Raw genomic sequence first — 14534 nt, forward strand, 5'->3', positions numbered from 1 at the left:
CAAAATTAGCATACACAGCTTGGCGGTGTTGGAAACCATTCATACTACACGAATTTTTCGCTGAAGGCAGAAATGCAAAAGATATCGCATCCTCATACTAAGGTTTAGTCTAAGCTTGTTTAAAAGACGTTCAACACTGGGAGAGAGTGATGAGAAAACGTTGGGGAATCATACCGCTACTTGCCATTGCACCTATGGTCTCTGCACACAGCCTCAATGATCAGCAGCCGCTGCAATACGATTACCTGAATATGGAGGTGAGTTCCGGAACGGTCAGCGATCTCTACGCGGCGGGAGACAGCGATAATGTTACCGGCTTACTGTTTGGTGTCAGCCACAAGTGGGATGAGAGTGATTGGCTGCTCGTCGCCGACTACAGCGCACGCTTTTACCACCCTGACGACGATACGATAGAGCGTTATCAACTGAGACTCGGAGGCGGGTATCGTTGGTTGTTGGCTGAGAATTTGGATTTGTTCACCCATGTCAAAGCGGGGGGCATGCGCATTCGTGTTGAAAGTGATTACAGTGAAAATGACTTTATCTACAGCGCAGATGTGGGTGTGCGCTATGCCTTTACCTCAACGTTTGAAATGAGCTTGATTGGTGAAGCCATCCGTAACAAGTGGCAGGATGAGAACGTTGCAACTCTGCGCGCCGATTATTACTTCTTCAAGCGCGTGGCGTTAGGCGCCTTGGTGTCTTATCGTGATGGAGAAGGCAGTCATATCAATGAAATGGGTTTAACGCTCCGATTGAATTACTAAGAAAAAAAACCGGCTTTCGCCGGCTTCTTTTTACTCTCGCAATTACAGAACTGCTTTGATGCCTTCACACAGTGGAGACATGTTTGACTTAGTCATACCAGCAACACTGATACGGCCAGAGCCAACGATGTAGATAGCGAGTTCGTCTTTCAGACGTGCTACCTGTTCTTTGCTCAGGCCAGAGAATGAGAACATACCGTTTTGACGTTCGATGAAGCTGAAGTCTGCCGTTACACCGATTTCTTTTAGTGTTGCGACGAACAGTTCACGCATCTCTTGAATACGTTCACGCATTTCTGCGACTTCTGCTTCCCATTCCGCACGCAGAGCTTCATCGTTCAGGATGTAAGTCACGACAGCAGCACCGTGTGCTGGCGGGTTAGAGTAGATCGAACGAATGATCGCTTTCACTTGTGAGAAAGCGGTTGTCGCTACTTCTTCTGAAGCGGCAACGATAGTGAAGGCACCGACACGCTCATTGTACAGACCGAAGTTTTTCGAGAATGAGCTCGCAACCAGGATCTCTTTATTGTATTTCGCGAAGGTACGCAGACCCGCCGCATCTTCTTCCACACCTTTTGCGAAACCTTGGTAAGCAAAGTCAAACAGAGGCAGCAGGCCTTTTTCTGCAACGAGCTTGGCCAGTACTTCCCACTCTTCAGCTGTTGGATCGATACCTGTTGGGTTGTGGCAGCAGCCGTGCAGCAGAACCACATCACCCGCAGATGCTTGCTCTAGGTCAGCAACCATCGCTGCGAAATCTTTGTCTTTCGCTGCTGCGTTGTAGTATGAGTATTGAACGGTTTCCAGACCCGCAGCGTTAAACACACCATGGTGGTTTGCCCATGTTGGGTTGCTGATCCACACCTTAACATCGCCGATTTGGCGTTTGATGAACTCGCCCGCTACGCGCAGAGCACCAGTACCACCAGGAGCTTGAGCCGTTTTTGCCAGTTTGTTGGTTACGATGTCTGAATCAGCACCGAACAGCAGTTTTTGAACCGCCAGACCATATTCCGCAGTACCTTCGATAGTCAGGTAAGATTTGGTTTTTTCTGACTCTAGCAGCGCTGCTTCTGCTTTTTTCACTGTCGCAAGAACTGGAGTTTCACCAGCTTCATTCTTGTAAATACCAACACCCAGGTTGATTTTGTCTGCACGAGGATCTTTTTTAAATTCTTCAGTGAGACCAAGAATAGGGTCAGCCGGGGCCGCGACAACTTTTTCAAACATAATGCTCATCCATGTTAGTTAAGGTGGGTGGAAAATTTCATCAAAATTTATCGTATTTATACCTTTCTGAAATACCTGTGACAACAGCACTTAACAGAAAAATTCAAAAAATTTTCATTTGGCTCTGAAGTCTAAAAAAAGCGACGATTTTGGCAGGGAAAGAGGGGGGAACCGAGCGCGAGTTTTATCGCTTTACTGACAAAGTGCGTAAAAGTTACTCATCCTTCGATGGGCTTTCACTGCTTGGTCTATAAGGCGTCAGATGATGAAAGAAGAATCAAAAATGTTATGTAATCGTTATCGTTTTTACACCGTCGGTCCTATTCTCGATTTTTATACATTCAAATCAGAAAATTAAGCCACTGCTGGACAACAAATTTATTGAATTGGTGAAATTTTGTACCAACGAAAAACTTGCTTAACAGAACGAGTAAACAGCAATGGTGGGGAGAGTTAAACCACAATAATAAAGGCTTTCACCGCGAACAATGAAAGCCTTAGCGTTACTGATTCTCGTTGAGATGTTTAACAATGGCTTTTTTCGCATCTTCTTCTGTGGCTTCTTCACCCTCTGCAACCTCCAATGGTTGTTTGGGATGAAGACCTGTTGCGTCTTCGGCGATGTGTAACCAGTCCGGATGCCAATAATAGGGATTGGAAGCATAGGGGTGATCCCAGCTATGCACACCATCTTTGACGCCGTTGTAATAGAGATCTTCGATTTTAAACACTTTCATGATCGGCTCCCGTTTTTATTCCCGTTCTCCTTAAGTATGAACAAGGCTGAGTCATTTCTCTAATGACATTGAGAAAAGTATCAACCGAATTGAACCGAAGAGCACGTCGAGGCCAATCAAAATACAGATCAGTTCAAACCCGGCGAGAAAACTGTACCACTTTTATACTGGATAACTGTTCTAGGTAGCCAGTAAACGAATGTGCTTCAATGGGTTAGGGAGTTAATCGCTCAGGAGCTAGTATGAAAATCAGATCGTTTCCACCGGAAGTAAAGTTGATTGGTGTGGCTATTCTTAGTGCGTTGATTTTAATTTTTGCGCATCTGATTCTGGCGAAATCGTTTGCTGAATTATTTTGGACAGAATACACCGCTGCGGCAATACCATTTGTGATGTTGGCTATCTGTGTCGCGAGTGTGCGTTATGCAGTGAAAATGAATATGGACCAGCCTTAACCAAGCGCCAGAAGCAAAAAAGCCTCCGAACTGGAGGCTTTTTTAATTCATACAGGCTTAGAAGTTCGCGCTGCGTGGAGTACGTGGGAATGGAATTACGTCACGAACGTTACCCATACCAGTCACGTAAGAAACCAGACGCTCGAAGCCCAGACCGAAACCAGCGTGCGGCACTGTGCCGTAACGACGTAGGTCGCGGTACCAGCTCATGTGCTCTGGGTCTATGCCCATTTCTACCATGCGTGCATCCAGAACATCCAGACGCTCTTCACGCTGAGAACCACCGATGATTTCGCCGATGCCTGGTGCCAGAACGTCCATCGCTGCTACAGTTTTACCATCATCATTCAGGCGCATGTAGAAAGCTTTGATGTCTTTCGGGTAGTTCTTCACGATAACTGGCGCTTTGAAGTGTTCTTCAGCTAGGTAACGCTCATGCTCAGAAGACATGTCGATACCCCATTCAACTGGGAACTCAAATTCACGACCAGAGTCTAGAAGGATCTGAATTGCATCAGTGTAATCCACTTGTGCAAAGTCAGAATTTACAAAACTCTCTAGACGAGTAATCGCATCTTTGTCGATACGAGAAGCAAAGAACTCAAGGTCGTCACGACGCTCTTCAAGCACTGCTGCGAACACGTATTTCAGCATGTCTTCAGCCAGTTTCGCGATATCGTCCAGATCCGCGAATGCCACTTCAGGTTCCACCATCCAGAATTCCGCCAAGTGACGGCTGGTGTTTGAGTTTTCAGCACGGAAAGTCGGGCCGAAAGTGTAAATTTTGCTTAGTGCACAAGCGTACGCTTCGCCGTTTAGCTGACCAGATACCGTCAGGAACGTCTCTTTACCGAAGAAATCTTCGTTAAAGTCGACGTCGCCGTTTTCTTTACGTGGCAGGTTAGCCAGATCCAGTGTTGATACACGGAACATCTCACCAGCACCTTCTGCATCTGACGCAGTGATCAGCGGTGCAGACAGCCAGTAGTAACCTTGTTCGTGGTAGAAACGGTGAATCGCTTGTGACAGGGTGTGACGAACACGAGCCACAGCACCGATAACGTTAGTGCGTGGACGCAGGTGAGCCACTTCACGAAGGTACTCGATAGAGTGACGAGTTTTTGCCATTGGGTATGTTTCAGCATCTTCAACCCAGCCGACAACTTTAACGTCCGTCGCTGCCAATTCAAATGCCTGACCGCTCGCTGGAGACTCAACAATCTTACCTGTTACTTCAACAGAGCAGCCAGTCGTTAGCTTTAATACTTCGTTGTCGTAATTATTCAGATTATTTGGGACCACGGCCTGAATCGGGTCGAAACAAGAGCCGTCATAAATGGCAAGGAAAGAGATTCCAGCTTTGGAATCACGACGCGTACGGATCCAGCCGCGAACAGTGACTTCACTGTCTACTGCCAGCTTACCGCTAAGTACGTCTTTTACAGGCGCGTAAGTCATGTTTGATATAGTCTCCATTGAGGTAAAAATTCCACCCAAGGTTCAAAAATGTGCTTAATGTTTAAAAAATAAGCGAAACATTGGGTTGGATTGAATTTTACAGATTCAAGGGGACATATTACCTGTCAATTCACCAGCATCAACTATTAATGTGCTCAGAACGCTCATTTCTTATGCGAAAGCGTAAATTGATTGAGCAAAGATTCCAGACGTTGCGACAACTGCTCGAGATCCAAGCTGATTTCCCGCGTTTGCGTGGCCGATTGTGAGGTGTCATCCGCATGGCGGGTGATGACTTCAATCTTGCCTTGAACATCCTGGCTGACGCGCGTAGTGAGGCGCGTCTGTTCCTGAATGCTATTGGCATGCGCCAGCACCTGTTGCATTTCCGACACCACATTTGTCATCGCCGCCGACAGTTCTTCGATCTCTCCGGAGCGCTGATGAGCCTGAGCGCACACGGTGTCGACGGAAGATAGCGATTGTTCGCTGTCGCGTTGGAACTGAGCGATGATTTTCTCGATATTTCCGGTTGCTTCCGCGGTGCGAGAGGCGAGGTGGCGCACTTCATCGGCTACGACGGCAAATCCGCGACCCTGTTCGCCAGCACGCGCTGCCTCAATCGCCGCGTTGAGTGCCAACAGGTTGGTTTGCTCTGCAATGCCTTTGATCACTTCCAGAATGGTCGACACTTCGCCAGTCTGATCGTTGAGCTGAGAAATCTTGTCTTTGACCGACTCAATGTCACCGACCAGATGTTTGATGTCTTCACTTGCCAGATGGGCTTGTTTGGCACTTTGTTGTGCGACCGAAGTGGTGTGATTGATCAGCGCGGAAGCATCAACCGTCGCTTGTTCAACTTCACTCTGTTTGGCTTGCATTTCCGCAATGTTGCTTTGCACTTCAGACGTTTCGCGCTGCTGGTTGTTCGCGGCTTGATCGGTCACCTGCGCAACATCGGTTAACTGATTGGCCGAACTTGCCAAAGAGTGAGAAGTATCCTGTACCTGTTCAAGGCTGTTGGAAACGGTATCCATCAGTGAATTGATTGAAGAGGCGAGCTGGCCCAGTTCATCATTTTTACTGTGGTCGAGACGCTGGGACAGGTTTTTACTGTCGCTGACACGGCTCATAAAGCTGGAGGTATGTTGCAGTGGTCGCACGATAATACGGCGAATCAGCATCATGGTGACCAGAAAACCGATCAAGGCAATCGCAGACATGATGCCAACCCCAATCCAGGTACGGTGGCTGATAAGCTGATTCAGATGGCTGAGATTGTATTCCAGACGAATAACCCCCAGCACTTGACCTTCTGGCGCCATATGGCAGGCCACGCAGTTGGTGCCGCGATAGCTTTCACTCGATTTCATTGGTAGGGCAACCACAATCCCTTTGCCCCAATCGGCTTCATAAGGCTCAAGAATGAACTCGCCTTTCAACGCTCGGCGATCAATATCATCCACGGGCTTTTGATTTTCCTGGCCAGGGCCGTACAGCTTGCTTACCGCGTCACCGCGTAACACACGGACTTGTTCAATACCTTCTTGAGCAAGTGCCTTCTGGCGCAACGTCTCTTTTTGCGCCATGGTGCCGGTGAGCATCATCATATTCAGGCTGTCAAAATAGTTGCTGGCTTTATCGTGCAACTGTTCACTCAGGACGGAGTTGATTAAATCGCGTTGCTGCCAGTATTGATAAGCCGTCGAGCCGGCCAGCACCATGGCGAAAACGGAAATTAGGGTCAACAGAAGCTTGGTTGTAATAGTTGAGCTCATGATTTGCTTATCGTTTTTAATGTAGGGTTGACGGTGTGAATATATCGTTAAAGTAAAGTAGTGCAAAAATGAAACTTAAGTTACTGTGACCACAAACAAAATATGGTTTTTAGAATTGTGACACAGGGAACTTGTGCTCAAAAATTTGACATCGCTGCCATATTTACGACGCAAATAACGGTTGGCGGAAAATGAGGAAAGAGTGGAATTACTGTTTGAGTGACTTGTCTCACAGAGCGAGATTCCGTAGTATTGCGTCTCTTTTGAAAGCCCGAGAACCAAGATGAAAACCGAGATTTACAAAGAGTTCATGTTTGAAGCAGCGCACCATTTGCCACACGTGCCAGAAGGTCACAAATGCGGCCGCTTGCACGGACACTCTTTTCTGGTTCGCCTGTACGTAGCAGGTGATGTGGATCCTCATACGGGTTGGTTGGTCGACTTCGCTGAAATCAAGGCTGCCTTTAAGCCGATTTACGATCGTCTTGACCATTACTACCTGAATGACATTGAAGGTTTGGAAAACCCAACCAGCGAAGTGCTGGCAAAATGGATCTGGCAAGAGTTGAAACCTAGCCTGCCGATGCTAAGCAAAGTGGAAATTAAAGAAACCTGTACCGCAGGTTGCATTTACAGCGGCGAAGCATAAAAGAAAGGTCACCTGAGGGTGACCTTTTTTCTGTCCGGAATTGGCGGCGACGTCAGGATCAATCTCTTACGATATCTTCGCCGCCGAGGCTTTGATACACCGTAGCGATGTTCACCAGCTGGTTATAGCGGTTTTCCAGTAATGACGCTTTGGCACTGCGCTCATTTTCCTGAGCATCAAGCAGGGTGGTGATATCAATCGCACCGTACTCATATTGGCTTTTATAGATGCGGGCAACTTCTGCGGCGCTGTCGTACTGCTTCTGTAACTTCTCTGCCTGAAATTCATAGTTCTCTTTCGAAGAAAGCGCGTTATCAACGTCCTGCAACGCGGCATACAGTGTTTTACGGTAGCTGATAATGGCCGATTCATACTTCACTTGCGCGATATCGCGATTGAGCTGCATCTCATTCCAGTTAAGGAATGGCAGCGTCAAATCGGCACCCAATGTGCCAATCGGATCGCTGAGCAATTTACGCAGTTCAGTAGACGATCCGCCCAGCGCACCGGTCAGTGTCAGTGACGGGAAGTAATTGGTGTCGGTATTATCTTTTGTGGCCAGTACCGATTTCAGTTCAAACAGTGACTGTTTAACGTCCGGGCGACGATTCAGCACATCGGCCGGCACACCCGCTTCGATGGTTGGGACAGCATAATCGGGCAGCGCCGGAATACTGGTCGCGAGATCTTGCGGTGGCTGATCAAATAAAATGGCGAAGGCATTGACCGCTTCGGTCCGCTGTTGCAGGTAATCACGATGCGTCGCTTCCAGACCCGCCAGAGTGCGTTCTGCTTCCAGCACATTGACTCTGGTGACCGAGCCATGACGATACTGGCTCTGTGTCAGCGCTAAAGTTTCCTTGGCATCTTTGATGTCGTTGTTGCTCAGTTCGACACGCTGATTCAGATAGCCAATTTGCCAATATAGCTGCGCGGTGGTGGCGACCAGGCTCTGCGCAGTCGCTTCACGCTCTTGTTGCGTTGCTAAGGCGGTCCACATCGCTGCATCTTTGGCCGCAGATAATTTGCCCCATAGATCCAGCTCATAGCTGACACTCAGACTGGTCTGATAACTTTTCGAACTGTCGCCACCATCCAGCGGTTTAGAGCGTTCACCCGAAACGCTGGCTGAGACATCCGGATAGGTATCACTGGTTGCCAATCCTGCTTCTAAACGCGCTTGTTTGAGCGTCAGCGTGGCAATCGCCAGGTCGCTGTTTGTGGCCAGTACTTTCTCAACCCATTGATTGAGTTGTGGGTCGCCAAAACTGGTCCACCACTGACTGATTGCCTGTGTCTCGCTTTGGGTCTGGCCGGTTTGCCATTGTTCGGGAACGGTTACGTTCTGTTCCGGTAACTCTGAACGCGCAACACAGCCGGTGGCGAGCAGCACACACAATGCGATGGTTGAATATTGATAGCGTTTCATCGTGATTTACTCCCGAGCCAGGGCATCAATCGGGTTAAGCTGCGCTGCGTTTTTCGCAGGCAGGTAACCAAACAGAACACCGATCAGAGTGGAACACAAGAACGCCGACACAATCGAAGTGGTGGAATAAATCATAGAGAAACTACTACCAAAGGTGGCAAACAGCGCACCAATTAAATAGGCGACACCGATACCAATCGTACCGCCACATAAACAAACTAATACGGCCTCAATCAGGAACTGACGCAAAATGTCATTTTGCCTTGCACCGACAGCCATACGCACACCAATTTCCCGTGTCCGCTCAGTGACGGATACCAGCATGATGTTCATCACTCCGATGCCGCCGACAATCAGTGAGATGACTGCGATGGCTGAAATCAGCAATGTCATGGTTGCGGTGGTTTTCTGAATATTCTGCTGAATGGTGTCCGTATTAATGGTAAAGAAATCCTGCGTGCCATGGCGCATTTTCAGCAGCGAAATGATCGCCTGTTCTGCGGCATCACTGGGTGTGCTGTCATTGACACGAACCGAAATACGATCCAGATAGTTCTGGCCCATCATGCGGGCGCTGACGGTGGTGTAGGGCACCCAGATGTTGAGCGAGTCGCTATTTCCGAACGCACTTTCTTTGGCTTTAGTGACCCCAATGATGCGCACGGGCAGATTGCCGGCAAAAATGACTTCGCCAATCGGATCCTGATTCGGGAACAGAGATTTGAGCGTGTTGTTGTCTATCACGGCTTCTTGCGCCAGTGTCTCGACGCTGGATTGATCCCAGTACTGACCGTCGGCCAGTTCATAACCACGCACGCGGAAGTAGTCAGGCCCGACACCCTGAACTGACGCTGTCACAGCCTGGTTACCGTATTTGATGGTGACGGAAGTGCTGAGCGTCGGTGTCACGCTGTCGACAAACGACAGATTGGATAGAGCATTAGCATCCGCCGCCGTTAAGGTGCGGACTCGCCCTGAGCGTCGGTCACCAAATCCCGTGCCCGGCATAACATCAATGGTGTTTGTTCCCATTGACGAAATACTGTCGAGAATCGATTTCTGCGAACCGTTACCGAGCGCAACCACCGAGACAACCGACGCGATGCCGATGATGATCCCCAACATCGTCAGGAAGGTACGCAATCTGTGGTTCGACATGGCGAGCAGCGCCATTTTGAGTGCCTCCCAAAAATCATCCAGTAGCTTACGGCTACGCGAAAATGCATTGTCGGCTTTGGGTTCACTGACGGAGTCCAGATTGGCGTCAGCTTGCGTGTGTTTGTTCACCGTGTCGCTAAGAATTTCACCATCTTTAATTTCGATGATGCGATCTGCGTATTCGGCCACTTTCATATCGTGAGTCACGATAATGATGGTGTGACCCAACTGATGCAGCTCCTGCAGCAGCGTCATCATTTCTGAGCCGCTCTTACTGTCGAGTGCTCCCGTTGGTTCGTCGGCCAGAATGACATCACCGCCGTTGACCAGAGCTCGGGCGACCGAAACGCGTTGCTGTTGGCCACCACTGAGCTGGTTTGGCTTGTGATCCAAACGATCAGAAAGCCCGAGGCGGCCAAGAAGCGATGTGGCCCGCTCCTGGCGGGATTTTTTGTCGTAACCGGCGTAAATCGCGGGGATTTCCACGTTGCCGAGAGCCGTCAAATCGCCCAGCAGGTGATAACGTTGGAAGATAAAGCCAAAGTATTCACGACGCAAACGCGCCAGCTCATCGGAATCAAGCGTTGAGGTGTCCTGACCGTTGATCCAGTACTCACCGGCGCTCGGCTGATCAAGACAGCCGAGAATATTCATCAGCGTCGATTTACCTGAACCTGACGCGCCCACGATGGCAACCATCTCACCGCGCTCAATCGTCAGGTTGACGTCTTTGAGTACCGTGAGTGTTTCATCGCCGGCGGCGAAGTGGCGGTAAACGTGATTGATTTGAAGTAATGCTTGAGACATCAGAAACGCATCCCCGGTGGGCCCATGCGACGGCTCGACATCGTGGTGCTTTGTCCCGGCATACCCAGAATGATTTGATCGCCTTCATTCAGGCCGGAAGTGATTTCGGCATTCACTTTGTTGTTGATACCGACAGTCACATCACGCATTTCTTCCTGACCATTCACCAGCACAGGCACCTGATAGCCCGGTTTCGGCCCCGGTTTGCGAATCAACACTTGCGCCGGAACCAACAGGGCGCTTTCCGCCTTATCGAGCACAATAGACACTTGTGCGGTCATGCCGATACGCAGCGTGCGATCCGGGTTATCAACTTCAAACAGGCCGTGATAGTAGATCGCTTCGTCGTTGCTGACGGACAGGTCTTTATCATCACCGTCCATGAGTGTCGGCCCCGGTTCAATGGCGCGCAAAGTGCCGTGATAACGCTTATTCGGCTTGCCTAGAATCGTGAAGTAGACGGGCAGGCCAGGCTTGACGTTGACCACGTCCGCTTCTGAAATTTGCGCCTTGATGGTCATCTTATCCAACTGTGCCAGCTCGATGATGGTGGGAGTGGTTTGATTGGCGTTGACGGTTTGCCCCTCTTCAACGGCGCTGTAAACCACGGTGCCATCAAAAGGTGCTTGAATGGTGGTGTAGCCCAAATCCACTTTTGCACTGTCGACGGTAATTTTGGCTTGCTCCAATTCGGCTTTGAGCTGTTCCAGTTCCGCCTTGTAAACCGCGAGTGACGCTTCTGCCGATTCATAATCGGCTTTGGAACTGGCGTTATCGGCCAGCATGCCTTTCTGACGGTTGAACTCGGCTTGCGCCTGACGAATCTGTGCTTGCTTGGCACGGATTTGAGCATTGGTACTATTCAGCGAAGCGTTCGCCTCTTTAAGCGTGTTCTGCTGGGTCAGGCTGTCTATCTGGGCAACCAGATCGCCTTGTTTGACTTCATCTCCCAGTGACACCGCCAGTTTTTCGATCTGCCCCGAAACTTGAGCACCCACGGCAACCAGCTTGGAGGCTTGAAGCATACCAGTTGCGAGAACGGTATTTTCGATGTTGCCGAGCTGGACAGGCTCCGTCGCAAAGCTTGGCGGGGCTTCTTTAGGATAAAAGTAATAGCCGGCACCAGCGGCGAAAAGGCCAACTAACACGATGGCGAGAATTTTTTTCTTAGTTGTACGTTTAGACATGAGATTAAAAATGAACCAAATTGAGACGACGAGAATTATTACTATTTATAAGCCGAACACGATTTGAAACAAGCCGTTAGTGAGTAAAACTAAGTAAAGATTAGTAAAGCAGGCACAAAAAAGCCCGATGGGGGAACATCGGGCTGAATCTTTTTTCAGGTTGGAATTAGCAGATAACTTTTACTGCCAGACCGCCTGTCGACGTTTCGCGGTATTTCGCGTTCATGTCTTTACCGGTTTCCAGCATGGTTTCGATAACCTTATCCAGAGACACGCGTGGCGCAGAAGAGCGACGCAGAGCCATACGGGTAGAGTTGATCGCTTTCACCGCTGCAATACCGTTACGTTCAATACATGGCACCTGCACTTGGCCGGCAACCGGGTCACACGTCAGACCTAAGTTGTGTTCCATCGCGATTTCAGCGGCCATACACACTTGCTCAGGGCTACCGCCAAGCAGCTCAGCCAGACCAGCGGCTGCCATTGAACAGGCTACGCCCACTTCACCCTGACAGCCGACTTCAGCGCCAGAGATGGAGGCATTTTGCTTGTACAGACCACCGATTGCGCCAGAAGCGGCAAAGTAACGGATGTAATCTTTTTCGGTTACGGTTTGGATGAACTTGTCGTAGTACGCCAGAACCGCAGGAATGATGCCACATGCACCGTTGGTTGGTGCTGTCACCACGCGGCCACCGGCTGCGTTTTCTTCGTTCACAGCAAATGCGTACATGTTAACCCAGTCAACCACCGCCATTGGATCGTTGGTGATTTTCTCTGAAGTCAGCAGTTGTTGACGCAGAGCAGCCGCACGACGAGGAACACGCAGAGGCCCAGGCAGAATGCCTTCGGTGCTCATACCACGTTCCATACATTCACGCATGGTGCGCCAAATGTTGGCGAAATAAGTACGCACTTCTTCATCAGAGTGCAGCGCTTTTTCGTTCGCCATCACCAGTGTACTCATCGACAGACCGCTGTCTTTACACTGGTTTACCAGCTCTTCAGCTGTGCTGAACGGGTAAGGCACTTGAACAGGAGACTCAATGGCTTTACCAAAGTTCTCTTCATCCACGATGAAACCACCGCCGATAGAGTAGTAAGTCTTTGAATATGCAACGTCTTCATCAATCCACGCGTGAATCTGCATACCGTTTTCGTGCAGAGACAGGTTTGTTCTGTGGAAGTTCATGCCACCTTCACGAGGGAAGGCAACCGTATGACAGTGCATGCCGACAGGTAGGCGTTCAGTTTCTTCAACGCGGGCAATGAAGCCCGGAATGGCATCGATATCCACTTTTTCTGGCGTGTTGCCTGCCAGACCCATGATGATCGCGATATCCGTGTGGTGACCTTTCCCTGTCAGTGACAATGATCCATAAACGTCCACGGTGATTTTAGTGATGTCGCGCAATTTTCCCATTGCACGCAGGTCATCAATAAACTGCTTACCCGCTTTCATCGGTCCGACTGTGTGTGAGCTCGAAGGACCGACACCGATTTTATAGATATCAAATACACTAATCATATTGATTACCTCAAAAGTAAGCCCCCCTTATCGATAAGGGAGGCTCTTTATTATCGTTATATTCTGTGTTCTAAGCTCATACTTTACGTAGAGATTAAAGAGCGCCGTAGATTACAGAACTAATGGCTGCAAGACCACAAATAACTGTGAAAATTTGCACTGGTGCTGAAGTCTTGTACTTCGCCATTGCAGGTACTTTCTGCATCGCGAAAACCGGCAGCAGGAAGAGGATTGCGGCAATCATTGGAGCGCCCATGGTCTCAATCATGCCCAGGATGCTTGGGTTAACAATTGCTACCATCCAAGTGGTCACTACGATGAAGATCAGAGAGATTTTTTCAATCTTGCTGATAGGCATCTCGCTGCGAGATTTTACCAGACCGACCAGACCTTCGTGCGCACCTAGGAAGTGGCCGAAGTAGCTTGAAGTGATCGCTGCAAATGCCACGATTGGACCCAAGTAAGAGATCATTGGTGATTCATGGATGTTTGCCAGGTAAGACAGAACGCTGATGTTTTGTTCTTTCGCCATAGCCAGTTGCTCTGGAGACAGAGACAGAACCACAGAGAAGACGAAGAACATAACAAAGCCCATCAGCATCATGGCTGCGCCGCCAGTGATCATGTCGGTTTTAGCAACCGCATTGTCACCGTGTTGCATGCGCTGTTCTTTAGTGAACTGGCTGATGATTGGGCTGTGGTTGAACGAGAACACAATGATAGGGATCGCAAGCCAAATGATAGCAGGCATGCCAGACCAGTCAGGTGCCACTTCCATCATCGAAGTGTTCCATTCAGGGATCAGGAATACAGACAACGCCAGCAGGATGAATACCAGTGGGTAAACCATCGCAGAGGTTGCTTTCAGCATCAATTCTTTACCGAATACGACACCAGCAGTCATGGCTGAAATCAGCGCACCTGACAGTAACCAGCGAGGAATCGATTCCATGCCGATCTGGTTTACCAGGAAAGAATCCACTGTGTTTGTAATACCAACACCGTAGATCAGAACGATAGGGTAAATCGCGAAAAAGTAAGCAAAGGTAATAAGGTTAGCGCCAGCTTTACCAAAGTGTTCTTCTACAGTGTCTGTGATGTCCGATTCAGGGTTTTTCGCTGATAAAACGAAACGTGCCAAGCTCTTATGAGCGAACCACGTCATTGGAGCAGCGAGTAGGGCTAAAATAACTAATGGCCAAAAACCGCCCGCACCAGCCTTGATAGGCAGAAACAGAACGCCTGCGCCTACGGCGGTACCGAACAGCGACAGAGACCATACGAAATCTTTATAGGTCCATTTACCAGCAGATTGTGTGGTAGATGAAACCGTAGTGGTTGTATTCAT

General features: G+C 49.3%; 12 protein-coding genes. 3 read left to right on the forward strand and 9 right to left on the reverse strand.

Translation table 11 applies throughout. The annotated features are described in order from the left end of the window. Positions 1 to 149 precede the first annotated feature (149 nt). Entirely contained in the window at positions 150 to 767 is a 618-nt protein-coding gene (locus tag DYA43_RS06480; RefSeq protein ID WP_047457464.1) for an Ail and OmpX, read from the forward strand. Between the two features lie 42 nt (positions 768 to 809). Here the strand turns inward: DYA43_RS06480 and DYA43_RS06485 are convergent, their stop codons facing one another. Beyond that, a complete protein-coding gene (locus DYA43_RS06485) occupies positions 810 to 2000 on the reverse strand; it encodes an amino acid aminotransferase (RefSeq protein WP_020431167.1) in 1191 nt (396 codons plus the stop codon). A 503-nt stretch (positions 2001 to 2503) separates the two neighbouring features. Next, positions 2504 to 2737, reverse strand: coding sequence for a hypothetical protein (locus DYA43_RS06490; RefSeq protein WP_020330940.1), 234 nt, complete (start codon positions 2735 to 2737; stop codon positions 2504 to 2506). A gap of 242 nt (positions 2738 to 2979) precedes the next feature. Between DYA43_RS06490 and DYA43_RS06495 the strand changes: the two genes are divergently transcribed. After that, positions 2980 to 3192 (forward strand): hypothetical protein, encoded by a 213-nt coding sequence (locus DYA43_RS06495; RefSeq protein ID WP_020330941.1) that lies wholly within the window; start codon positions 2980 to 2982, stop codon positions 3190 to 3192. A gap of 57 nt (positions 3193 to 3249) precedes the next feature. Here DYA43_RS06495 and asnS read toward each other — a convergent pair whose 3' ends face one another. Both asnS and DYA43_RS06505 read right to left on the reverse strand, forming a co-directional pair. Next, positions 3250 to 4650: an asparagine--tRNA ligase gene (gene asnS / locus DYA43_RS06500; RefSeq protein WP_061056466.1), complete on the reverse strand. Its 1401-nt coding sequence runs from the start codon at positions 4648 to 4650 to the stop codon at positions 3250 to 3252. Positions 4651 to 4814: 164 nt separating this feature from the next. Continuing rightward, positions 4815 to 6428: a methyl-accepting chemotaxis protein gene (locus DYA43_RS06505; protein WP_024374376.1), complete on the reverse strand. Its 1614-nt coding sequence runs from the start codon at positions 6426 to 6428 to the stop codon at positions 4815 to 4817. A gap of 283 nt (positions 6429 to 6711) precedes the next feature. Between DYA43_RS06505 and queD the strand changes: the two genes are divergently transcribed. Continuing rightward, positions 6712 to 7077: a 6-carboxytetrahydropterin synthase QueD gene (gene queD / locus DYA43_RS06510; RefSeq protein ID WP_020330944.1), complete on the forward strand. Its 366-nt coding sequence runs from the start codon at positions 6712 to 6714 to the stop codon at positions 7075 to 7077. A gap of 58 nt (positions 7078 to 7135) precedes the next feature. Here queD and DYA43_RS06515 read toward each other — a convergent pair whose 3' ends face one another. The 5 genes from DYA43_RS06515 to DYA43_RS06535 all read right to left on the reverse strand — a co-directional run bounded on the left by DYA43_RS06515 (position 7136) and on the right by DYA43_RS06535 (position 14534). Next, the gene (locus tag DYA43_RS06515; protein WP_061056467.1) at positions 7136 to 8506 is read right to left on the reverse strand and encodes an efflux transporter outer membrane subunit; all 1371 of its coding nucleotides are present in this window, start codon (positions 8504 to 8506) and stop codon (positions 7136 to 7138) included. A gap of 6 nt (positions 8507 to 8512) precedes the next feature. Next, positions 8513 to 10471 (reverse strand): MacB family efflux pump subunit, encoded by a 1959-nt coding sequence (locus DYA43_RS06520; RefSeq protein WP_020431158.1) that lies wholly within the window; start codon positions 10469 to 10471, stop codon positions 8513 to 8515. Beyond that, on the reverse strand, positions 10471 to 11658 hold the full coding sequence (locus tag DYA43_RS06525) for an efflux RND transporter periplasmic adaptor subunit (RefSeq protein WP_061056468.1): 1188 nt from the start codon (positions 11656 to 11658) through the stop codon (positions 10471 to 10473). Before DYA43_RS06525 ends, DYA43_RS06520 begins: the two co-directional genes overlap by 1 nt. Before the next feature lie 166 nt (positions 11659 to 11824). Next, positions 11825 to 13186 (reverse strand): L-serine ammonia-lyase, encoded by a 1362-nt coding sequence (locus tag DYA43_RS06530; RefSeq protein WP_061056469.1) that lies wholly within the window; start codon positions 13184 to 13186, stop codon positions 11825 to 11827. A 94-nt stretch (positions 13187 to 13280) separates the two neighbouring features. After that, positions 13281 to 14534: an aromatic amino acid transport family protein gene (locus DYA43_RS06535; protein WP_020330949.1), complete on the reverse strand. Its 1254-nt coding sequence runs from the start codon at positions 14532 to 14534 to the stop codon at positions 13281 to 13283.

The sequence above is a fragment of the Vibrio fluvialis genome (assembly GCF_900460245.1).
In the GTDB taxonomy this organism is placed as follows: Bacteria; Pseudomonadota; Gammaproteobacteria; order Enterobacterales; family Vibrionaceae; genus Vibrio; species Vibrio fluvialis.